A 23,937-nucleotide genomic window follows, 5' to 3' on the forward strand; every position below is an offset into this window, starting at 1 on the left:
CCGTGAGTTGAAAGGCTCATATTGTCGTGGATAGTAGGTTGGTGGCAATGACCCAGTCGACGTATCCAATCGAGTTGACCGAAGAAGAGCGAGATACACTGAACAGCATTACATCGCACGGCGTCCACCGGGCGCAGAAGATTACTCGCGCACGTATCCTCCTCCAAGCCGACGACGGTAAGAGTGACTCGGCGATCGCCGAGTCACTCGGCTGTAGCCCGAGTACTCCGTGGCGAACACGGAAGAAGTTCCACGAACGTGACCGGCTCGAAGCCATCGAACGCAAGGATCCTGACCGCACCTACGAACGCAAACTCGACGGTGAGGACGAAGCTCACCTTATCGCCCTCGCGACCAGCGAACCGCCCGAAGGCTACTCCCAGTGGTCGCTCCGGCTTCTTGCCGACGAACTCGTTGTCCTCGAGGAGATCGACCACGAGTCGATCTCCCACGAGACCATTCGTCAAGTCCTCAAAAAAACGAACTCCAGCCTCACCGATCCAAACAGTGGGTGATTCCGCCGGGTCAAGACTCCGAGTTCGTCTATCACATGGAGGACATCCTCTCGCTCTACCGCGAACCATACGATCCAGACCGACCTCTCGTCTGTTTCGACGAGCACCCGACACAGTTGATCAAGCACGTCAAGCAACCGCGCCCGGCAGAGCCGGGCACGGTTGCCCGTGAGGATTACCACTACGAGCGCAACGGCACCAAGAACCTGTTTCTGGCCTCCGAACCGCTCGCCGGCTGGCGAGCGGTAAGGGTCAAAGACCGACGAACCACCGAAGACTGGGTGCATTTCATCCAGCATCTCGTGGATCAGCACTACCCGGATGCGGACTGCATCCGGGTGGTGCTGGACAATCTCAACACGCACAACCCAGCTGCCTTCTACGAATATTTCGAACCGGCTGAAGCACGTCGGTTACTCGACAAGCTCGAATTCCACTTCACGCCAGTCCATGGCAGTTGGCTCAACATGGCGGAAATCGAGTTCAATACGCTGCAACAGCAGTGTCTCGACCGACGTATTCCCGATGCGGCGACACTCCGTCAGGAGGTCGCCGCATGGAAAAAGGAACGAAACAGCGGTGAAACGGATATTGACTGGCGATTTACGACCGACGATGCTCGCATCAAATTGAAACGCCTATATCCTTCAATTGACGCCTGACAGAGCACTAGTTCCTCCAGCCGAGCCAACAGTGCCCGTCTTGGGCTGGACAAACTCTTCACCCTTGTCTGTGAGGCGCACGACAATCTCGCCGTTCTGTAGATCGACCTCGATCAACCGCGAGGCATCACGCACGTCCGGCAGGTCTTCATCTGCATAGTCAATCTCGAGCTCGGTCTTCTCGAGGCGAGCCACGAGTTCCTCGTCAACAGCTGTTACATCAGCCCAGCCGTTTGCCTCTCGCACACCCTCTCGAATTTGGACAGTGCGAAGGGCTTCTGCCATGGTCTCATCCAGTATCTTCGTCGGATTGGCTGCCTCATTGGCGTCGCTGTAGAGGAGATTCTGGAGGATCTCCGCGTCCGTTAGCGGCTCAGTTCCGTAGCGCTCGAGGCTCTGTTCGATGATATCATCGACAGTCTCAGTCGACCGAAGCGGTGGATACGGTGGGAACGAGTTGATGAGGACCGGCTCAGAGTAGCGCCCACCGTCGAGCGGGAGTTTCGTCCAGGCCTTGTACTGATCAGTCGAGATCAAATCCTCCGCCGTGTAGCCCTGGAACCGCTTCATCAGCAGTTGGGCATCGTCGACATCATTGACCGAGAAGGCAAGGAGGTTATCACAGTTGTTCTGCATCGCTTTCAGCGTATCCTCATCAAACTGCGAGGGGTACTGCGAGGCAAGCGTGACGGAGAGACGCATCGACCGAGCACGGGCTAGCATCGATTCGATATCGAGATTGTCACTAGCGATGTCGTCGAATTCGTCACACACGACAAAATAGGGGTCTGGATCAGTATCGTGTTCATACGACCGGTGCTGAACGGCACTCCAGAGATTGCGCATCACGCCGAGCGTGACCATCTTCTTGATGTCCGTGTTCTCGACGGGCGTTCGAACGATGACGATTCGGTCGTCTTCAATGATGTCTCGGAAGTCAATCGTACTCTCACGATGGGCGATGATCCGACGGATCACCGAATTCTCGACCCACGACTTGATCCGCTTCAGTAGTGGCCGAACCGTCTCCTCTTCCATCTTCGCAATTTCGAGGCAGAACTCCCTGATGTAGGGGTCCTCGACATCGAGCGCGAAGTCTTCGCGCCGCTCGGCGTTGAGCAACGTGAAGTACATATCGATGATCGAGAACGGCTTCTCAGATTTCATCATCGCCCGAGCCATCGACTCGGTGATAGCCTCCATGTTGATGCCCCAGTAATCGGAAGTGTCGAAGACCGCTTTCAGGTTCTCGACCCGATTTTCGATCTCGTTCTCGAGTTCTTCGGTCGTCTCACACTCGGGCACCTCGAGGAAGTTCATCCCGATCGTCTTCTCATGAATGGTCGAACCAGGCTCGATCCAGACCACGTCCTCGAGTCGGTTTTCGGGGAGTTTCCGCAGGAGTTCACGAGAGTCGCGGCCTTTCGGATCGAAGTAGGTGAAGCCGTGGCCAGCGTACGCCCACTGGACCATCATATTCAGCAGTTCCGTGGTTTTCCCGTAGCCAGTGGTGCCCGTAATCCAGATATGGCGGAAAAGGGAGTCAAAGCGGAGCGGCACTTCACGGAAGCCCCGCTGTGGGTCCTTGTCGTAGCCGACCCAGAGTGGTGCAGACGGTGTATCAACACCTGCCTCGAACATCTCGCGAACAAACGGCCCTGCGACAGTTCCCTCCTGGACCGTTTCAGTGATAGCCTGCTTTCCACCAACAGAGTTCGTCTTCTGTTCATCAATATCGTACGTCTCACCGAGTCGGGACTGGGGAACAGGTGGTGAATCAGGCGGCGAGTCACCGTCATCAGTAGCTTGTGTTGCTGGCTCTGTCTCCGTGTCGTCCGCTGCTGCTTCTTTGCTGCGGCTGCGGCCAAAGAATCGATCAAACACCATTGTGTCCTCCAGAAGAACCGTTGTGTTCGGTAGAAGCGCTGCTATCGGTGGACTGTTCGTATTTCCCGAGATCGGCAGGGGCTCGGTCACCACGTCGAGTATATCGCCAGTCGATATTTGGCGTCTCAATCTCTGCATTGGGGATGTGTGCGACGCCGGCGAGTTCGTCGACGGTCATAATCATGTGCCGATCGATCCACTCGCGGTCACGCATTCGCTCGACGAATTGTCGAAGCCGTGTGGCACGTTTCCGCTCTCGGCGATGCCAGACAGGCTTGTCGTCGAGGCCCTGCTCAGTAATCGCATTGTAGTACTTCCTGAACATCCCCGCGACGCCACGAGCACGGGCCTCGGCTTCGGCCTGTTCGCTCGAGGCGGCGAGAACTCGAATGTTCACGTGGAACGCCTGTTGGCCACGCTGCTGTTCGATGGTTTTCGCGGCCTGTTTGTCTTTCTCGCTCGGCGGTCGCGTACGAGGATTAAGCCAGCCGACGGACGTCCCTTGCCGAAGTGCATGAGCGAGCTCGTCGACGCTATTGTGCTTGAACTGGTCACCGTCAGTCCACGACTGTTTCGCAGGTCGGAAGACGACCTGCGTAACGACTGTACTCTCGTCAAGCGACAGCATCTCGCTCGTAATTTCGCCGTAAGGATCTGTCTCGAATCCCTCGCTGTTGTGATGGCGAATCGGATAGTAGGGGATCTTCTCCATCTCGAGCCACGCACCAGCAACGTACTCGTCAGCGTCGATGACGGGGAACGCGTAGCCCTCCTCAACGGGGAAGACCTCGCTGTTGGCGTAGTTGTTTCCGACACGGCGGCGGAACTTGTCGGCAGCCGCCTCGGTGGCAGCGTGCATGTAGAACTTGATCTTCCCTTCGTCGAACCAGACCTCGAAGGTGTGATGATCACTCGTATTCTTCCCACGGAAGTTCGTCGTCACATCGTGGACTGACTGGAGGACTCCAGCCCCGTCCGCGATACCGTTGTTCTCTTTGTAGGGACGAATTCGCAGTAGTGTCCCTGGTGTGTCCGCTTGCCGTTGGACAAACGAGTTGTGCTCTCCGAAGTCGAGTTGCGTCGCCTCGTACTGTGGCGACGAACCCAGGATTGTCTTGATTGGGTTGGCTCTAGTCATGATCTTGCGTGTCAGACACCGTTTCAGTCGTATCTTGTTCAGTAGCTGATTCTCCACCATCTGGCCGGACAGGCGACTTCTTACCATCCGTCTCAATCTCGAGGGTATGCTCGACGACCGCATCGAGGACCTCCTCTTTCGTGAGATTATCCTCGAGAAGTCGACTGGCGGCATCTGCAGTGAGATTCAGACGGGTTGCAAGCGCGTTGCGCTGAGCTTCGTTCTCGACGAACTCCTCGAAGGCGAGCAACTCTGCTGGCTCGTCGCGAATCGCCTGCTCGATGAAGGCCTGGTCCTCGGGCTCGTAGTCGATGACCCGTTTCTCGAAGTCGTCAGCGACGATATGCAACGGATACGTCCCGTGTTCTTCGACGCGAACGAGTGCCTGACTGTAGCCGAGATCTTCGTTCCCAGCGTCAGCACCCCTGATGTACCGCCGCTGCTCTTCGGTGAGGCCGATCTTGTCCGCTGTCCGATCATCCAGTTCGGGGAGCTTGTGGAGGACCTTGATCGGGCACATACCGATGATCTTCTCCGCCTGCTCAGTTTCGTAGAACTCCTGGGCCGTCTGAGAGAGTAACACCATCCGAAGCCCCGCATGGCGTTGGTGACGGAATGCCGTCTCGAGGAAATCGAGATTCGCTTGGTCCTCGAAGAGGTAGTGGGCTTCGTCAATGGCGAGTTCGACGTTTCGCTGGGTGTTTTTCGCTTGCTGGTAGATCGTCGACAGCAACAGTTGCATCAGGAACGTCTGGCGATCAATTCCCGATGCACTGCCTTCGATCTGACCGAGGTCGATATAGACGACTTTGCTGTCGCCCTCGAGGATATCAATCTCGGAGTGATGTGAGAGATTCTCGTAAGAGCCGCCCTCGCGGAATGGCTGGAACGCAATCGCGAGTTCGTCCGCATACTGTGCAGCACGCTCGCGCGCCGAATCCGATTCTGCGATATTGTGCTCGTCCGGGTTCTCAGCGATATCACAGAGGATGCGATGAACGTCCTGCATCGTCGGTGAATTCGCCGATGTGTGCGTCGAAACGTCGTCCTCGACGATTCCTGCTTGCCGGTAGGCTTCGTCGATGACATACGAGAGGACGCCCGTCTCGGTTCCGAGTTCGATATCGCGAGCGTCGAGGAAGTTCTCGAGGACAGCGTAGACCTCGTCTTTCTTCGCCGATAACGGCAAGATCCCGTCACCGGAATCAAGGACATGCTGGGGCGTCTCGCGGATCTCGAGTGGATTCAGCTTCGTGTCGCCACCGACAGTGATCGTCTTCGCGTTCAGCGCGTCTGCGATCCCGCGGAAGCCACCAACTGGATCGACGAGAACGAGCATCGTGTCGTTGCGGCGTTTCATCATCCGAAGGTGGCACATGATGTCACCGAAGGTCTTCCCAGCGCCCGGCATCCCGACGACGAGTTCACTGTGGCCCGTCTCAAGTTCCCACGGGTTGAGCCGAATGGGAGAGCCGTTGTGGCCGTGATAGCCGTACTCGATACCCTCGTCCATCATCAAGTAGTTCGATGAGAACGGGAACATCGCGCCGATGGCTTGGTTCGTCAGCGTCGACATGCGGTCACGGCCAAGTTCGTTCGCGCCAAGGGGCGACACCGTTGCGAGTCCGCGTTCCTGCCAGCGATTCGCAACCTTGAGCGTACAATTCGCCGGCGCATCCTTGATGATCGAGCGGAGACGCGTCGTCTGATTATCGAGTTCCTGTTGACTATCAGCGGCGAGGCGAATGAACACGCCACCGCGATAGAACGACGCTTTGTTCGCACGGACGAGCGACCGCATGTACTTCGCCTGATCGATGTCTTCCTGGAGGTCCTCGGATTTGAGGCTGTTCGAGTCGTGCTGGTTGATCTTCAAATCCGAGATCCAGTCTGCCATCATATCCTGAGCTGACTGGCTGTCGAACGGATCGAGATGGATGCTGATGTCAGTCTGCAACTCCGTGTCGAGTAACAGTCGCTCGAGGAGGCCATCCGGGGGCTCCTCGGGGAACTGTTCGATCCAGAACGTGCGAACGTACGTCTCGTCATTGATCACAGCGTAGGTCGTCTCCCAATCGACTGTCGACGGCGCGACCACCGACTGGTGCATCGTCGACGTGTCTGGTAACCGATCATCAGTTCCGGTTGACGAGTCGTCGACAGCATCCTCGTCGATAGTGTCCTCCGCCCGATCGCTCGAGGCCGTGCCTGACGGGCTATCACTGTCGTGCTCAGCCATCGCATCGAGGACATCATTGGGATCCGGTGTTGCTGGGACACCGTCGCTGATCCCGTGCGAGACGACCGGGAACGTGCCGAGGGCGTTCGTGATATTGCCGTACTCTTCGGGATGGCACGTCCAGTACTCCTTCGTGATCCGAGCGAGATCGTAGGCATCGACGGGGCTGACCGAACACCGATAGAGCGACGACCCACCACGACGGAGTTGTGTCAGTCGTGACTCGAGATGTTCTTCTTTGAATTGCTCTCGCTCGGCGTCGGTCAGATCGTCAGTCTGGAATCGCCCGAAGAACCGTCCAATACCAGGAAGGTCTGCAAGATAGGCGAGGACACTGTCATCTGCTGCGTCGAAGTGTTCAACATCCTTGTCGTTCACCGCAGTGATGAGGTAGTACTCTCGAATTGTGGTCCTCTCAGAGTCGATTTCGCCGTTGTCAGTCGTATTCGCCCCAACGTACTCCTCGAGCAGCCGTTTCAACACGGGACGTGAACGAACGTCGGCGTCAGCGAGTCGATCCTGGTGTGCACGGATGGTCTCGTCGTCATCGACCTCGCGGCTAGTGACGTAGATCTTCACCGGAAAGTCGACAGTCGAGTTAGCGAACTCCGAGAGCGACTGAACAGCCTTCGCCCACGCATCGTCGTCCTCGAGGGCCATGTTCGCGGGCTCGACTTTCATCGCCCCAACGAGTGCGCCATCCGTTCGTTCGATCGCGTGTGGGTACACTCGCTGGAGGCGAGTCAGATACCGGACCTCGCTATTGTCTTCACCGCCGTGCGTGTACTCCTTGTTCTTAATCGCCCAGCTAAGACGAGCAGCGAGCCATTCAGTCAGCCACAGATATCGGGGCTTGACCTTGTGGAGCAAGAACAGCAGCGTCACGAGCATGAGCCCGAGTCCCAGTATCGGAATTGTCAGTGCTGCCGGGACGAACGTCGCTAAAACGACTGTGACGAACGCCACTGCGAGAAACAGCATGAGTTCGCCGATCGTGTAGCCCCGGAAGAAGGCCGTTGTGCCACCCAAGGACTGGTGGATCTTTCGCGCGTTGTATTCGTAGTCTTCAGTGTTGGTACTCATCGAATTCACCACCTCGAGACCTTCTCTTTCGTGTTTTTGAGCCCACGCTTCGCTCGAGTCGACGCCTTCTGTGTAGCTTTGCGAGTATCATCAGCTGCCTTATCGCGCATCCGCCCTGTCTTCGACTTCCGCAAGTTGTTGTAGCGGCCGGCGTGGTCCTTCGTTGAGCGAGCCGACGAGCCAAGCTTGTACGCTTTCGAATCACCGCTCTCGAGTGTCGTCTGGCCGCTTTTCGTGACGGCACCAATTTGGTTCTCTGCGTATCCACGGTGGACGTTTCGGGCACCACGGACCGCCTTTCCAGAGGTCCGCTTTGCCTTTGCAGCGCCAGCTTTGGCCGCTGCAGGATTCGTCGTAGATGCTCCTTTCTGTGCGATCGTCCGTATTGCAGGGCTACTCCAGTAGACCGTCATGACCATCGCGATAATCGCTGCAGGGATCAGTGCAAGTCCAACGAACACGGAGTAAATCCCTTCAAACGTAGTGTTCAGGTCAATTGCCCAGCCAATTCGAAATAAGACCGCTGCTGGAAGCCCCGCAAGAACCAGCCCTGGATAGATCCCAGCGACACGACGTGCCATGTTAGATGCTGGTGTGAATGGCCAGATCTCAAGCGCCCAGAGGACACCCAATAATGGCATAACTGGTGTCAGGACAAGGATCCCAATTTCTCGAAAAGCAACGATAAATCCAGCTACGACGAGTGCCACATTGGATAATACGACCATCGCAAGAATGGCGAAGATACCTCCCAGAGCTCCTTTGATAAGTCCCTCAAAATTTGCTGTCATATCGTCAATTGGGGCAATTGTCATTCCAACCGCGTCGATAAATTGTAATGGCATAGAGACTAGAGGGAACCAGACGAACGTCGCCATAAATATGAGTCCTAACCGCCGTAAAAGGCGTTTCCGCCGGTACTCGCTGATCGAACCTGCCCGAAGCCCGATAAATGCGAGGGCAACAATTAGAACCATAATAGTCAGGGGCATCACATACTTCAGATAAACATCTTGATATATGCTAGTCCAAGGCTCGTTATCTGGTGTTCCAATAACAATATATCCCGAATCAGATGTCGGGGCTGGAACACCAACGATCGGTGATAAGATACCCTCATAAATGGTGTTCATGAGTCCAAGGAGCATCTCTGTCATATCCTCGACGACATCCTCGATTGCTCCCTTGACCTCTTCTCTTAGCCATGCCATCAGAGATCACCATTCTCCGACAAGGAATCGGCTGAACTATTATCGAGAATAGTGAGATCGCACGACCTCTCTGTACCACCATATCTAATCTGTTGTGAATACGAGGGATTATCGCCAACTTGGACGATAGCAGTCACAGTTAGTGATTCAGTCCCAAGTTCTCCACAATCAACGGAGCTATGTGGACTCTCGGTTCGATAAATTCTCCCACCGGAATATACGGTGGTAGTCTCACCGGGCGGCAAGCGCGTTTCGTGATAGTATGATTTCGTCTCAGTCGAAAGGAGGTGGTTAATCGGTGCTCCTGTCCATTGGAGCTCAGTAAGCAGCGACGGGATATTCCCCTTATTCTCAATTAAGACGGCTGCATTTTTGTCCCAGACAGGCGAATTCTTGTCCCACTCCATGTCGGGATTCTCCGCTGCCCACAGCACATCCGTAATCGTACACTCTGCCTCGAGCGTGATTGTCGTCGTGTCGACCTGCTCGTCTCCATCGAGAGCAATCAGTTCATAGTCCCCAGTGGGGACACTGTCCTCGTAGCGACCGAGAATTTCGAACGATATCGTGGTCTCACCGCTTGCGAGACGCTGTTGATCGAACAACTCGCCGTTGGGGTCAATGAGGTTGATGAACTCTACTGACGCATCATCGGCAACTTCGATCTCGAGATTTGCGTCACCCATCTCGACAGAAGTGAAGACATCGCTCCCTTCTGCACCAATCCCGTTGCCATCCGTACTGTTACTGGTGTTCGATGGGTCTGTGGATGTACCCGACGTACAGCCAGCAAGAGCGGCTGTACTCACACCAAGGCTAGCAAGGATTGTTCGGCGATCGATACTGTTGTTGTCTGTATTGGTGTTCTCTGTCATTAATAGTCTCGTAGTCCAAGGACCGCACCGCCAGTCAGGTAGTCAAAGCCGTAGACAGCTAGAGCAGCCGGGAGGAACCAGAGCAGCGTCACGAGGAACAACTGGACAAGCTTCTGGAATTCGGGATAGTTCGGAGGTACTGTCGTCCGATCCTCTGCTGCTGAGTACAGCTGATCGGCATGCCACCAGTCTGCTGGAACATACTGGCCAGTGATGAGCGAAGATGGCTGCTTCTCAAGTTCGAAGACGGCCATTCCACTCGCGTTCAGCGCAGCCGATTGATTGCCGATGTCGACTTTCCCAGTTGTAACTGGATCGCCGGTTGTCGTCTCCGTGACGGTTGCTTGAACGAGCGTCCCCGACGAGTTCGTCTCGAGAACCGTCAACTCGAGAGTGGTGTCACGAACGGTTCCGTTGTCCGTAACCGAAATCGTCTCCGACTGGCCTCGAACGATCCCGTGAACGGTCACGTCGTCGAAGGTTGCTGCTGGAAGGGTCTCTGATCGGACGGCGATCGATGTCGCATTCGTATAGTTGCCAACCGTCGGAATGGCAATCTCACCGGGAAGAGACGGGCCAGCGCGTTCGCTCCCCCACGCCTCTTCGATCACTAACGGCGGCTCGGCATCCTCTGTTGCCTTGCTCGGCATATCCGGCTGTTTCTGCGTGGGGATCGCGTGGAGTTGCGCCGGACGAACAGACGAGTTCGTCCGAGTCGTCTCTGTTTCCGTCCGAGAGACCATCGTCTGCCAGCCGTCGACTCCCGCGGAATAGAACCGCCAGTTTCCACGAAGGCGCGCGTCACTGTCAACATCGATTGCTGACCACCGAGTCCCCGGATGAATAACAGCGCCGGTGTGAGTTGGATCGTTCTCGAACGTAACGCGCTTGCCGCCTCTGTCGTTGATCTGCGTGACAACTGCGTGGCGTGAATCTGTCGCTGTTACTCGGTCAGTTGGATAGTCGACCTCTGTCTCCCATGACCCTTCACAGGATCCGATCGAGCTATTGTAGTCAGTACACGTCCGGATTTCATGGCGAAGACGAGCAGTAATTGTGGCCTCGACAGTCAGATTCTGCGCTCCCGACAATCCCCGATACTCGAGCGTGGAGCGATGGCCACGATTGACGTCGAGTACCCAACTGTCTGTCTGCAGGACAACCGTGTCAATAGCACTCTCAGCAATCGACCAGTGATGGCGAACCGAGCCGCTCGTGTCATCGTCTGGGACACGGACTCGGTAATCGGCTATCGTGAGGACCTCGCCGTCTGGCGTGATGTATCGCGTCGACGTGTTCCCCGAGTGCAGCACCGTCGACGGCTGGACTGCCGCGATACTCGCGTGTGCATCCCGAATGTAGAGCCCATCCTCAAGGTGTGCCCCTTCAGGATGGACAGAAGTTTTCTCACCGCCAGGGTCGAAATCCTGGAGGTCACCACTGTTCCACCTCTCGACATCTTCGATCGGTTTCTCGAACGGGACATCCGTCGACCCTGCAAGCCGGGCCGAAAACTCCTGTTCAGAGGGTATTGTGTCCTCGAATTCATCGCTCGAGCGGTTTTGCTGATCAAGGTCTTCTGACCACAATAGCGGGAACCGTGTCTCGTTCACGCCGTAATCTGGCCCATCAGCAGGAATCGCTGTGTTCGAACTCGAATTCGACTCGGCAACAGCGACACCGGCAGCTGGGAACACAGCGCCTCCGCTTGCAACGAGAAGCGTGAGGGCGGCGGCGATTACACGTGACGCAGTCATTAGGATTCAATCAACCGAAATCTCTGGTGATCAAAAAGGTTTGACACAGTCTGAGAAGCCGAATCCCATCTGACTGCCAATCTTGTCGATCAGTTCAGGCGAGATCAGCGCGAGGACGATGATCCCAAACCCGATACCCGACATCACGAGCTGCTCTTTGGCCTGATTCTTCTTTTCTGGATTCCCACCAGCGCGCATGTACGAGAGGCCAGCTCGACCGACGTAGAATCCCGTTGCAGGAAGACCGAGACCAGCAACAGCGCCGAAGACGATGCCAATACCAGTCTCGACACCGGTTCCACAGTAGACGTCACCCACACTCGACTGGGCAGCTACCGATCCGGAAGCAAGGGCAATGAAGGTCAGCCACACAGCAAGTGAGGTTGCTGCCGGCGCGACTCGTCTGCACGCCTCTCGGAACTTGGTCGGCAAATCGGAGTATTCAGATGATGGTTCTGATGAATTACGTGAGGAGTTGATACTCATTAGTGGAGTAATCTGTAGGAATGTTCGAACAGCACTTCGAGAGCCACACGATCAAGATCCGCTTCAGATTGCTCACCCAGCTTATCGCGAGGGATACGAGAACGAGTCTCGTCGAACGGCGACTTCTCGATCAGTACGCCTTGGAAACTGATAGGCACATGTGGCCCGGGTTGTGAGAGGGCTGATACTTCGTCAGTCAATTTGACTGAGCCACTCATAATGTTGGAATTACACATCATTTATCACATTTGGGCTCTAAGTTCATAGAATACCCATTGTATATACTGTATAAAAGTTTTTTCTAGAGACTATTAACAGGAATTAGTATCCCCAGTGAAATTCATAGATATTTATAGATCTGATTCAATTAACTTATAGAAGTTGATGAACATCATGATATGAATTCTCGTGTCTCGTTCTCTCATATGATAGAGACTGTTCCTCTTGTACCATCCGACGGCTATCATCCCGAACCCATCCGGACGGACTGAGAACTACTCACTCTCGAGTTCATAGAAAGGCCAGCATGAGACTCTCGAAGGCTGGATGGCACTCGAAAGCCAGAGATCGGAGACGAAACCAGTTGTGGATCTTGTGGAACGGGCCGATCTCGGCGAGCGCGGACAAGTGTTCCCCCTGACTTGTGATCGAGGAAGGGTCAACGGTACAGGGGTGTAGGTTGACCCGCCTTGTCCACGCTACCCGAAAGTCGGTCCTACAGGAATATCAACCTGTTTCCCAACTGTGCAAGAGTGACGAGCTACTTTCCCTTGGGGCGATATGAAATAGAGGCTCTGTTGAAATCCTATTCTTCAGATATATTTTCGCCTGAAACAGCCGGTCGATGAAAACTGCTTACTGAGCGAGATCTGGTTGTATCAGTATTGTCAATGAATCTGCATCGCGGCCAACTGGTTCAACTCGGAATCCATGAGCGTCGACGATGTACCGAATATCACTCGGCACAAGGTCAATGTCCCCAGCATCGTATATCTGTGGAAGAAATCGACGCCAACCAGAGGGTTTCTCACGGCAGTCCTCTTGATTAAGTGGAACTACTCCACTAGCCTCCTTATCGTAACCCTCGTCCCGGGCAATCGTACTATATCCGCGTTCGTGGAGCGAATTAAGTAGATCTCGGAAGCCATCGGCCATCGTCTCACCCAAGGATCACTAAAAGAATAAGTGCTTCCATGGCCGGTATCCGCGTTACCCCTGTACTGAGCGATCCGTGAGTCCCCTGTACTGACCGCGACTGGGTGAGAATATATCACTTGCTGAGGATTTCAACAGAACCAAAGATTTATATATTCGTCCTGTAATTCCACGAGATGAAGGCCCTCACGAAGTCGCAGATTCTCCGTTTTACTGAGAAGGCGATTCATCTGGCACGCCGAGTCGTCTCTCGATACTCCTCAAAATTCTCTAAACACCGCTATACACTCCCGCAGCACGTTGTTCTGCTGTGTCTCAAAGTTCGGAAAAACACGACCTACCGTGGGCTGCTCGACGAGTTAATCGAGATGCCACGCATTCGTCGCGCCCTCGGATTAGCTGAACTTCCTACGCCATCAACGCTCTGTAAGGCGTTTAATCGGCTGGATATGGCCGTATGGCGTGTCTTGTTGACTCTTTCAGCGACACTACTTCCGACAAGCGGAGTTGTTGGAGTTGATGCGTCAGGGTTCGACCGGAGTCACGCTTCAAAACACTACACGAAACGAGCTGAACTCACAATTCAGCAGCTCAAAGTGACACTGGTGGTCGATACGAAGGAGAACGCAATCCTCGATCTACACGTGACGACGACACGAAAACACGATAGCCAGATTGCGCCATCGTTGATCAAACGCAACCCCGAGGCTATTGACATCCTGCTCGGTGACAAAGGCTACGACGATCAGAAAATCAGGCATCTTGCCCGTCAACACGAGATTCGTCCACTGATCAAGCATCGTGAGTTCACATCGCTCCACAAGGCATGGAACGCACGCTTAGATGCGGATCTTTACGGCCAGCGGAGTCAGTCCGAGACTGTCAACTCTACGCTCAAGCGAAAGTATGGTGCGTTCGTCCGATCACGGCGATGGTGGAAACAGTTCCGTGAACTCACTATCGCCTGTCTCATTCATAATGTAGACCGGTCGCTCTGAGCAGTCTATACAGGGCGAGTAGATACTGTTCACCCAAGAGGCGTTCCTGGGCTGATAGCGCCTGCAATGAATACATCAGCAACGAATAGTAGGAATGCAAACCACAGTTGAAACTTATGTTCAGACGAGGTGGCAGAAGCGTGGACATAGGCTGCTAAGCTGACAACCATACTAATGGATTCCATTCCGTCGATATAAATCTCGTTATACCGTTGTTCAGTTCGCAGTCGCCATTGACCGGCTGTTTCAGACGAGAATGTGTCTGAATGATAGGATTTCAACAGAGCCGAAATAGACAATGCTTCTCCTGCTGTCTGCTGGTCTGCTTACCCACTCTCAAGGACATCGACAATCCCGACGGACTCGGCATCATGCGTGAGGAGAGGATCGACGGCCAGCTGCTAAGCGTGTTCGACGACTCGTGTGGAGACGAGTATTCGACACGGTCCGTGTGTCTGAGATGTGCCTCTGACTGAGCGTGAGGGCGGTTTCCCCCTGACGCTCCCCACGCCCAAGTCACCGTTTTGATTGAATTCATATCAGACTTTCTTAATTCTCACAATATTACCCAGTGATTCATGGCGTTCTATTGAACAGGATCTCACCATGTCGATCCCACGACGATCCTCTCCTGTGAAAGAGCGATCGTGCAGACCATAACTGACCGGTCATGATCACACCCGTTGTGAGTAGATCCGAAGCCGAATCCCCAGAACGAGCGTTAGAGGAACAAACACAGTCTCTGAAAGGGAGGATCTTCTCTTACACCTGCAGCTATTGGTAGCGACGACGTCGTCGGACCACGACGACGACCAGATCCGTTCGGTGTGCTCGTTAGAGAGATGCTCCCTCTCGGGATGAAGCCAACCGCTTTCTCACACCTCTGCCCTGTCGTTCTGGGTCACAACGGGTGTGACGCCACCAGTGACCCGTCCATTCGAGTCGAGTAACTCGAGGTGGTGATAACGAGACTCAAACAGCCCCTCGGCAGTCTCGAGATCCATCGCAATGATCTCTTTTGGTGTCTGTTTCGCAGAGACACGTCGTTCAGTGACATCGACGTCCGAACTTCCGATCGCGATCATCTCGTTCCACACGCGCTTGAGTGTCTGCGCGTGGGGTCGCTTTCCGAGGATTGCAGTGAGCGCATCCCGGACATCGTCTCGCGTCCAGAAAATGCCGCTCCCGTTCGTGCGCTTCGTTGCGAACTCGTCCCAGCGCTTCATCACAAGGAGTGCCCGGAATCGGTTCTTCCGCGGCGTCCCCTGGTCGACGAGGTGTTTTTTGACGCGGTGCTGGCGGCAGTTCGCAAGGAAGTCCAATGGACTGCTCGAGGGCTCGAGGCCACCAGGCAGTTCCTCTGGATCCTCGCGATCGAACGCAGTCTCACCAGTCTTGGCAATCGACTTGGCCTGCTCTGCGTTCGCATTTGCAGTCTTCGCGATTTCCTTTGCATGGTCAGCCGTCTCGTCGGTTTCGGCAACCGACTCGGAGATCTCGTTGAGTTGACTGGCGATCTCTTTGCGGTTGCGATCGGCGCGATTCTGTCCCTGTTGGAGTTCGTCGACACGCTCTTCGAGGCAATCGATTGTCTGCAACAGTTCTTGGATAATGGCCCACATCTCTGCGCGACTCGGGAGTTCATCATCACCGTCGTTGGCCGTCTGATCTGTGCTAATGAACTTCTCGACGATGTCAAAGCCAAGAGTTGCGGCAACGTCGTGATCAGTGGGCGTTTCTGCGTCAACTGCGTCCGGATCTTTTCCAATTGTCATGGAGGGTCGTTATGGTCGTGGTCGTGTGCTGCTGGTTGTCGGTCGAATCGCGATGCTGCTGGGGAGAGAGACGACTCTCGAAGGAGACGAGACACCGTGCTGGACAGGGCCACGGCTCCTCGAGAGGCAAACTTTTATATCGATCCGGGTCGCAGGAACAGGTAGTCATCCTGGGGGCGAATTGACGCCCCCGTTTCCTGCAACCCACTCCGATGAGCGGTGGGTATATTCTCCTATCTTCTTGCCTCACTGATAGTCATGGATATCACTTAAAACTAGGAGTCCTCACTAGCGCCTCTTCCTCAGTATCGAGCTACGGTAATCGCAAGCAGGCCCACGTATCAACCGTGATGAAATCAGTTCTAGATCGTCGTCAGCGTGCATCGAGAGTCTATGACTGTCACTGAGAACGATGGACGAGTACTAACTGAGACTGTCCGAGGCGTCTGGGTCCGTCTCCGGGGCGATACTGCTATGTGGCCCGCGTAGTCAATCTATCGTATACAGAAGATGTCGACAGCTGAACAGGGAGTGGGTCGTGAGGCTAGATATACGCTGCTCACGGTATTCCTCGTCGGACTCCGACGCCGGAATCTAGGCGCGGTCGTCAATGCCGTCGTTGCGGCGATCGGCACATACCTTCCCACGGTCGTCACGCGTGCGTATGGTGTTAAACTCCGACCGTGGCAGCGAGCCTATGTGAACACTGCAATGGTTACTCATGCTGTCGGCATGCTCGGTCCCTATGACGACGTCTGGTGGTGGGATCACCTTACACACGCGCATTCCTCGTCGGTTCTGGCCGGAATCGTCTATGTAGCCAGCCGCCGGAAGGGTCGCGATCCTGGCCCACGAGTCGTTGCCGCCGTTATTAGTTTCGGGCTTGTCTGGGAAACCATCGAGTATGCCATTCACGCAACGGCGAAACGCCTTGAACTCGAGCCGATACTCGTCACGTACGGCCGAAAAGACACGTTCTTCGACATTGTCTTTGATCTGGTCGGCGCATTATTCGTGCTTGCGTTCGGTGACCGTGTTCTCGGCGAACTCGCAGCCAACGAATAGCTGGTCTGGAAGCAGTCAACTGTTCCGTAGCAGTGGTATATCTCTTCCTCAGCCTCTGTGTCAGTGGATACCCATCGCGTCGATCTGTTCTTGATATCGATTTCGAATGGTCACTTCAGTCACCTGCGCAACCTCAGCAACTTCTTTTTGCGTCTTCTTTTCGTTACAGAGGAGTGATGCCGCATAAATGGCTGCTGCTGCAAATCCCGTTGGCGACTTCCCTGAAAGCAGACCCTGCCCAGCAGACTCATCGATAATTTCGATCGCCTTCATCTTCACTTCTTCACTCACCTCGAGATTAGAACAAAACCGCGGGACGTACTCTTTGGGGTCGGCTGGTTTCATCTCGAGGGAGAGTTCCTTGGCGATATAGCGATATGTGCGCCCGATTTCTTTCTTCCCCACGCGAGAGACCTCAGTCACTTCTTCAAGACTCCGTGGAATCCCCTCTTGGCGACAGCCAGCGTAGAGACAGCTCGTGGCGACGCCCTCGATAGACCGTCCACGAATCAAGTCATTGCTGAGCGCTTGTCGATAGATCACTGAGGCGACCTCCCGGACAGAACGGGGGACACCGAGTGCCGATGCCATGCGATCGATTTCCGAAAGCGCAAACTGGAGGTTTCGTTCACCTGCATCCTTGGTTCGAATCCGTTCTTGCCACTTGCGCAGTCGATGCAACTGATTCCGCTTCTTTGAGGAGATCGATCTTCCGTGTGCGTCCTTGTTTTTCCAATCAATCTGGGTGGTCAACCCTTTGTCGTGCATCGTCTGGGTTGTAGGTGCACCAACCCGGCTTTTGTTCTGCCGTTCGGCATGATTGAACGCGCGCCATTCTGGCCCGTGGTCGATATTTTGCTCTTCGATAACGAGGCCACATTCCTCACAAATGATTTCGTTACTGTCGTTGCTAGCAACGAGAGCGCCTGAATCGCATTCAGGACACGTCTGCTCTTCACTCTCATTTTCATGTTCGTCGGCTTCCGTTACCGACATCTGGTCGCGTTCGCGCTGCTGCGTTGGCCGCACCATGAATAGACATTCTGACTACACGTATTGAAGTCCAATAATGATTTTGACCCATACTGAGACTCATTCAACTAACCATCCGTCTCAGTCAACTCGCCCTGACATCAAGAAGTGGAATCGAACGAGGAGTCGTAAGATCGGTAGACGACCCGAAGAAACCCTGTTGCTTGCAAGTGAGAGAGCCACCGTTACTGGAGCGATTGATCGACGACGCCCAAAAAGACAGCAACAACGACCGAGACTCCAAGAGAGGCCCGCTACCGCTACACAGCTGAGGGGTGAGGCTTAGCTAAAGACAGATGCATCGGGCCTTCGCTCCCTACGATCACGCTCACAACGCCCGTATTGACGACAATCGGTAGTTCCCATCGAATCAGAGGTTAGTTAGGATTGATGAGAGCCTGTCATAGAATCGGTCACAGGCCCACTCGACTCCGTAGTGTACGATCAGTACAGCAACCTCTTTTACCGGGAGCATCGGCTGGCGTCGCAGACGCCAGCCTCAACCCCCGGTAAAACCCGTTGTTGCCAAAAGGCCGCCGGAGCGAGGTGAAACCCCGCGACGGCGGTGAACCGCTCGCGAAGCGAGCGGATGCTAATCGCTACCCGCAGCGGTAAGCTCGCACATCTACTCGTCTGATGATTCCACTAAAAAGAATTTGAAACAAATTGCCTGCGAGTCTTTTTATGACAGGCTCATTTGCGACAAACAACTATTGTATCAGCCGCGAGATCACCAATTCGTTGTCCTTTTTCTGTTCGATGAATAACATAGATTCCAAGCAGATACAGCATAGGAATATAATCCACGGGAAGTAGGAGATTTCTGACCAAGGATGTCCACAATGTACTAGTGGACCCATCTATTTGACGGACAGTGATTCCACGGGCTGCTTTACCGAATGTCTGACCGTAATAGGCTTCCATTCCAGTTTTGTAGGCAAGGAAGAGTGGAATATACAAAACCCCAGAAAAAAATAGGAAGCCAGTTGTTGTGGTTGGGTCTGTAATAATAGTCGTTCCGATGACCGCAATGGCCACGAGAATACTCAAGGCCACAAGATGGTCAATGAAAAGTGCCTGAAAACGAGATCCAGTCACGGATGGGATCCGTTTCATGTCAGGAGCTGGGTGTCTATCCATCACATGATAAAATAGCACCAGTGATTATATTTTTTCTGCTTCACCATTCCATTCAAGTTTTATAGAATCCCACTTTGCGTAACCATTGAATGAAGATGGTTCATCACTCACGTTTGCACCAGATGCAAACGGTGTGGGCGCTGATGGAACAGTTCGATTTGCAGCAAATGTGTTAATTGCTACTCCGACTCGATACTCGTTGTACTGCTCGAGTTCTCCAGATACACTTGCTTCAAACGAAACTTCGTCAACATCAGAAAAGTGTGCAAAATCAGCGTTTTTACTCTTTATAGTGTACCGGTCAATTTCTTCATTAGTGGTAGCATTGGCGAGGAAAAGATCTATATCATAGCTTGCAGAGGCAGAACCATATGCGGCGATACGGCTACGGAAATCACCGCTAATTGTAAACTCGGCATATCGCTTGTATGTTTCATCTAACGACCCGCTTGGGACTATAATTTCACTTATTTTAGCATTTCCTCTCGAATGAATAGGGAAAGCAGTCGGTTTCGTGAATGCAAACGCATGTGCCTTGTTGCTTGATGTATCGTAAGTCGCACCCGCATTCGTGAGAAGGGGCGCACTTTCTTCTTTTGACGTCCAACCAGTATCTGCACTATAGAATGTTTTTCCACTACCAAAGATAGATACTTCAGAAGTTGTCATCTTACTTGTCACCCCCAGAGCGGCTCTTAGAGGATTTTTCAGCACCTTTCCCCTTATCGTCCATAATTTCTTCAAGGTTCGACAGATATTCTTGTTTGCTTTGTTTTTTCAAATCGTTAATAACTGATTGGTTTTCTTCGTGGGAATCTTTAAGCTCGTCCTCATTAAGAGTGAATGTCTCGCCATCCATTTCAACATTGTAGTCTGGTTGATTGCTTTCAACGCGAATAGTTTCAGATGCCCCTTTGAAAGATAGATCGTATGATTTTGTATTACCCTCTAACGGATTAGGGAACTGAACGCTAACTGGGCGTCCACGCCGATCAAACATTTCCTTCGTTTTCTGTCCCAGAGCCTTTGCACCCTTATGCCGGTCATTCTCATTCGGCGAACTTGATGAATCATCACTCGCACTGCCCACCTCAGCAAGAAGCGGGATTGTTGCACCAATTCCTACTACCTGCATTATTGATTTTCTCCGGGTTATTTTTTACCCATATAACAGCAATCATTCTATTAGTATAAAAAGTTAACTATTGTATTACTATTTAATAGTGATAATCAATCTAGTCTATATACAGCTTGTGTAATAAGTCGTCCCAACAAAAGGCTGCGTTAAATCACTAGACGGAGTTAGGGAGGGTCAGTAAATCGAAGGAGTTGAAGCGGGAAATTTAGTTATCCGTGACACAAATCTCCCGTCTCACTGGGCATTACGTCTCGCTTGCACAAAGAGTTGGTCGTGTCCCAGACTCGTCTAGAGTCGTAACTGACTCCTGTGGAAACAGGGTCATCTCTGGTACCTACCCCGAAGTGACCCATGCACGCCACAATTGACGCGCAGTTCACAGTTAGTCTCGACCAAGACAAAACGCTACCGATTGCCACTCTTGCTGAATCTCGGTAATCAGGTGTTCGGAATGTGCATCAGGAACTGGAAAGTGCGTGTTGATACCACATCTACTGGGCGAGAAATAATGGCGGGTGCAGTTCAGTTCAGTCATTGAAAACCACCCGTTATATATTCTGTCATTCCATTATCGAAAATATGGGGGTTGCGTAGAGATACCTCTCACGAGTCGGCGTTCCGCCCCGGCGGAACGCCTACGTTACTGGCACGTCCTTGCGGACGATATTCAGGAACGTCCGCGCAGGCACGCGTGGTTTGAGCCGCTGTTCGATGTCGAGATTGACCTGTATCAGCAGATCAACGAGCAGCCACATGTCGTACAGAATCACGGCAAAGCCGAAGTAGAACACGCGGACAGCGGTGTTCCGGGAGGTCGTCCACGTAAGGAAATCCTTGATCGACTTGTAGCTGTTCTCTATTCCCCATCTACGGGCGTACCGCCGCATCACGCGGCGGGTACGCCCACGAGTCTTCTTCGTCGCGTCACTCACTGACAGATTCGTCACGAACGTCACCGTTGCATCTTCCTTTCGGTTAGAGGGTACCCCGACAAGCGTCGGGGTGACCGTCATTGTATCGCCTGCCACCCTCTTTTCCATCTCATGATTCTGCTTCACGGCGACATCATGGTCCATGTTATGCACGAATCGGTCAACCCGATCGTCCGATGATTTCCGCATGAGATAGGAGAAGCCGGCATCTTCCACTGCATGTATTACGCCGATGCCGTCGAAGGCAGCATCGGCATACACCGTCCCGATCGAGACGTGCTCGCTCGCTATCTCAAGTAACTGCTTAACGAGTTCACAGCGAGGGATGTAGCCGAGCAGCGGCCGCATCCCGAGCGTGAACTTCACTTCGTCGCCGACGATCGAGATCGTCGCCATCTTGTAGCACCACGAGTAGGATTTGTTCGATGGTGCGCCCATACTCATCTGGAACTCGTCGCGGTCACCGTAGTATGCGATGTAGGTAATGTCGATCGCCACGTCGACGTGGCGATCTATCGAGTAGTACCGCTTGGCGACGTCCACCATCTCTGCAACCGCCCCATTGACCATCGAGGCGATCTCCATCGCCTCGAGTTGCTTGATGTAGTGGAGATGCGTGTCACCGTCAGGACCGCCGCTCTCGCGGGTGGTTTCCTCATTGAAGAGTCGGCTACCTTGGTTAGCTGCTGTATTCGTCAACCCGAGGTAGCTCTGAAGTTCGAGAAACGCGGTATCGTCATACCGCGTTCCCTCGTCCGGTCGATCGAGATCCATCGCGGGAAAGATGTACTCACAGAGCACCTGCGTCACTTTCTTCGCCTTGCTGTCGATGTAGCGCTGCTCCGAGCGGCTGGAGACGTCACTCTTGTCTTCAGGTTTGAGCGCACGCATTCCGAGGGGGTTGCCCAATTCGTGGGCAACCCCGAGGATACGCTCAGCAGACATCTGGATGAACGTCTTGAGCTGGTTGGGAAATCGGTCACGCCATGCACGACCGAGCGTGGTCCGCCCCGGCGCGGTACTGTCCTGATCGAACTGGCTGGGATCGAAGCCGAGCGTGCGGGCACGCTCGGCGTCGGCGAGGTACTCGTGAAGTTCCTTGGTCGTCAAGCCAGCGAGTTCCTTACAGTAGAACGCTCGTACCATCGGTTCATAGTCGTAGCGAGCATTCCACTCGTGTTCGCTAGCGTTGTAGACTGCGACCTCACTGAAGTCAAACGCACGGACAACCGTCAGAAGGTCTGTGTCTTCGTGGATCAATTCCGCGGTCTGGCGTTCGAGCCGTCTGATAGCCGGCTCAAACTCGGATGTCTTCTGTGACATCCTCTCGGACTCATCGGTCAGCCGAGTTAGCCGCTTGTCTCATGCACACAATCTGTCGTTCCGAACTCCTGACTATCTGCCGTTTCCATCGCGCTGGAACGTCTACACGAACCGCTGTGACAACCGCAGGAGAACACGAGTTTACTCACCACCACGTCAAAGAGACTGTTGCTACCGATGGCGGCCCAACCTATTTCCGTCCGCTCTAGGTCGTCGAGGCGACCGACAAGATCGGCGCTGCCATGCACGTCTCGACACAGCCGTGCGTAGGTCGCCAGTCGTGAGCGTTTCGTCTCGACAGTGCTGTCCGCGAGGTTGCGGCGGCGCGACAGTGTTCGGATGTACGACTCGAGTTCGTTCTCACTCACGAACGTCATCAATCGAATCGGAGACATCCTTTATCTTGACATCGGCGTAGGCCTCGTGGGTGGTCTCGATCGAGTTGTGTCGTAACGCTTCTTGAGCTTTTTCGGACATCCCGCTGGTATAGAGGTCGCGTCCAAGTGCCCGGCGAGCGCCGTGCAGCGTCAGATAGTCGTACTCGCCGTCCGGATCGATCCCGGCTTCGTCGGTGAGCCGTTTCAGCAGTCGGCGAACGCCCTCTTTCGAGATCGACGGCGGCGGAACCTCGTGCTCGCGATGTAGACGGTCAAGCACCTCGGTCTTACCGGCATCACCCCTCTCCTCGAGCGCCCGAGAGACTGCCTTCTCGCCGAGTGCATCCTCGAGCGTACGCTTTTTCGAGCCGTAGTGACCGGTCGGAAAGACGGGCCACGCCTCGGTCATCGGCTCTTGCACCCGGTACCATCGCTTGAGGACATCGTGGACACTCGCAGGAAACGGGGCCTGTTCGTACTCACGGGACTTGCCGTAGACTTCGATCAGCCGTTCGTCGAAATCGACGTCCTTCCACTGGAGGCCGTTTCGTTTATCGTCTTTCGGATCAGCGAACAACTCAGCACCACGCGCCCCCGTGCCATCGAGCATGACGACAATCGCCCGGTCACGGAAGGCCGTCTCCGCGTCAGTCCGGATGGTTTCTTCCAAGGCCATGTCCACGCGCTTGGTGGCGTACTCGAGCAACATCTCGCGGTCTTCTTGAGACCAATACTGGCGCTTGCGTTTCCCGTCGTCCTCTGGCAGCGGGTCCATCGCGGTGTTCGTATTCGCCGGGTTCGACTCGAGATGTTGTTCTCGCACCGACCACGAGAGAAAGGCCCGGACGTACGCGAAGTAGTTGTGAGCGGTTGAAGCCGCCAGGTTCTCGTCGATTACGACGCGGTCGTAGAGGTGTTCGCTGTAACTGCGGACATCATGGGGTGTGAGCTCGTCGACGAACTCGAGATCACGCTCGTCTCGACAGTGGTCAGCGAACTCACGCAGTGGTGAGCGCATGGTCGTCTTCGACCCGTCGGCATTGATCTTATAGCGCAGGTAGCTCTCGATGGCTTCGTGGACGGTCGTCCCCCCGGAGGAAGCCCGTGATTCCGTTGATCCAGACATTCGTATGTGGGGTACAGTGTCGA

At 54.2% G+C, this 23,937-nt stretch carries 17 protein-coding genes; 3 read left to right on the forward strand and 14 right to left on the reverse strand.

Going from position 1 to position 23,937, the window contains the following annotated elements; translation table 11 throughout:
• The first annotated feature begins 47 nt into the window (after positions 1–47).
• Positions 48–1,177 (forward strand): IS630 family transposase gene (locus E2L06_RS19980; RefSeq protein WP_138778477.1). Its coding sequence is split into 2 segments (ribosomal slippage): positions 48–474 and positions 474–1,177, totalling 1,131 coding nucleotides; the frame shifts between segments, so codons are not numbered across the junction.
• Here the strand turns inward: E2L06_RS19980 and E2L06_RS19985 are convergent.
• The 7 genes from E2L06_RS19985 to E2L06_RS20015 are packed head-to-tail and all read right to left on the reverse strand — an operon-like array spanning position 1,163 to position 11,853.
• Positions 1,163–3,064 carry a TraM recognition domain-containing protein gene (locus tag E2L06_RS19985; RefSeq protein ID WP_394348757.1) on the reverse strand — a complete coding sequence of 634 codons (1,902 nt, stop codon included), beginning with the start codon at positions 3,062–3,064 and terminating at the stop codon, positions 1,163–1,165. The genes E2L06_RS19980 and E2L06_RS19985 overlap by 15 nt on opposite strands.
• Positions 3,054–4,202 (reverse strand): hypothetical protein, encoded by a 1,149-nt coding sequence (locus E2L06_RS19990; protein WP_138783293.1) that lies wholly within the window; start codon positions 4,200–4,202, stop codon positions 3,054–3,056. Before E2L06_RS19990 ends, E2L06_RS19985 begins: the two co-directional genes overlap by 11 nt.
• Entirely contained in the window at positions 4,195–7,524 is a 3,330-nt protein-coding gene (locus E2L06_RS19995; RefSeq protein ID WP_138783294.1) for a VirB4 family type IV secretion system protein, read from the reverse strand. Before E2L06_RS19995 ends, E2L06_RS19990 begins: the two co-directional genes overlap by 8 nt.
• 5 nt (positions 7,525–7,529) lie before the next feature.
• On the reverse strand, positions 7,530–8,735 hold the full coding sequence (locus tag E2L06_RS20000) for a hypothetical protein (RefSeq protein WP_138783295.1): 1,206 nt from the start codon (positions 8,733–8,735) through the stop codon (positions 7,530–7,532).
• The gene (locus E2L06_RS20005) at positions 8,735–9,610 is read right to left on the reverse strand and encodes a hypothetical protein (RefSeq protein WP_249361536.1); all 876 of its coding nucleotides are present in this window, start codon (positions 9,608–9,610) and stop codon (positions 8,735–8,737) included. Before E2L06_RS20005 ends, E2L06_RS20000 begins: the two co-directional genes overlap by 1 nt.
• The gene (locus E2L06_RS20010) at positions 9,610–11,367 is read right to left on the reverse strand and encodes a hypothetical protein (RefSeq protein WP_138783296.1); all 1,758 of its coding nucleotides are present in this window, start codon (positions 11,365–11,367) and stop codon (positions 9,610–9,612) included. Before E2L06_RS20010 ends, E2L06_RS20005 begins: the two co-directional genes overlap by 1 nt.
• Before the next feature lie 30 nt (positions 11,368–11,397).
• Positions 11,398–11,853, reverse strand: coding sequence for a pilin (locus E2L06_RS20015; RefSeq protein ID WP_249361537.1), 456 nt, complete (start codon positions 11,851–11,853; stop codon positions 11,398–11,400).
• A 1,331-nt stretch (positions 11,854–13,184) separates the two neighbouring features.
• On the opposite strand from E2L06_RS20015, the gene E2L06_RS20025 reads away from it, so the two are divergent.
• Positions 13,185–14,006 carry an IS5 family transposase gene (locus tag E2L06_RS20025; protein WP_138783298.1) on the forward strand — a complete coding sequence of 274 codons (822 nt, stop codon included), beginning with the start codon at positions 13,185–13,187 and terminating at the stop codon, positions 14,004–14,006.
• 875 nt (positions 14,007–14,881) lie between these two features.
• Here the strand turns inward: E2L06_RS20025 and E2L06_RS20030 are convergent.
• Positions 14,882–15,781, reverse strand: coding sequence for a methyl-accepting chemotaxis protein (locus tag E2L06_RS20030; RefSeq protein ID WP_138783299.1), 900 nt, complete (start codon positions 15,779–15,781; stop codon positions 14,882–14,884).
• A 510-nt stretch (positions 15,782–16,291) separates the two neighbouring features.
• On the opposite strand from E2L06_RS20030, the gene E2L06_RS20035 reads away from it, so the two are divergent.
• Positions 16,292–16,846 carry a hypothetical protein gene (locus E2L06_RS20035; protein WP_138783300.1) on the forward strand — a complete coding sequence of 185 codons (555 nt, stop codon included), beginning with the start codon at positions 16,292–16,294 and terminating at the stop codon, positions 16,844–16,846.
• Between the two features lie 60 nt (positions 16,847–16,906).
• Here E2L06_RS20035 and E2L06_RS20040 read toward each other — a convergent pair whose 3' ends face one another.
• The 6 genes from E2L06_RS20040 to E2L06_RS20070 form a co-directional block, all read right to left on the reverse strand.
• Entirely contained in the window at positions 16,907–17,878 is a 972-nt protein-coding gene (locus E2L06_RS20040) for a transcription initiation factor IIB family protein (RefSeq protein ID WP_138783301.1), read from the reverse strand.
• Positions 17,879–18,571: 693 nt separating this feature from the next.
• Entirely contained in the window at positions 18,572–18,994 is a 423-nt protein-coding gene (locus E2L06_RS20045; RefSeq protein ID WP_171052444.1) for an RDD family protein, read from the reverse strand.
• 48 nt (positions 18,995–19,042) lie between these two features.
• Positions 19,043–19,687 carry a hypothetical protein gene (locus E2L06_RS20050; RefSeq protein ID WP_138783303.1) on the reverse strand — a complete coding sequence of 215 codons (645 nt, stop codon included), beginning with the start codon at positions 19,685–19,687 and terminating at the stop codon, positions 19,043–19,045.
• Position 19,688: 1 nt separating this feature from the next.
• Entirely contained in the window at positions 19,689–20,153 is a 465-nt protein-coding gene (locus tag E2L06_RS20055; RefSeq protein WP_138783304.1) for a hypothetical protein, read from the reverse strand.
• Between the two features lie 638 nt (positions 20,154–20,791).
• Positions 20,792–22,411 (reverse strand): transposase, encoded by a 1,620-nt coding sequence (locus tag E2L06_RS20060; RefSeq protein ID WP_138783305.1) that lies wholly within the window; start codon positions 22,409–22,411, stop codon positions 20,792–20,794.
• A 360-nt stretch (positions 22,412–22,771) separates the two neighbouring features.
• Complete coding sequence (locus tag E2L06_RS20070) at positions 22,772–23,914, reverse strand: tyrosine-type recombinase/integrase (protein ID WP_138783306.1); 1,143 nt, start codon at positions 23,912–23,914, stop codon at positions 22,772–22,774.
• Positions 23,915–23,937: the final 23 nt, after the last annotated feature.

The organism is Haloterrigena sp. H1, assembly GCF_005938085.1.
In the GTDB taxonomy this organism is placed as follows: domain Archaea; phylum Halobacteriota; class Halobacteria; order Halobacteriales; family Natrialbaceae; genus Natrinema.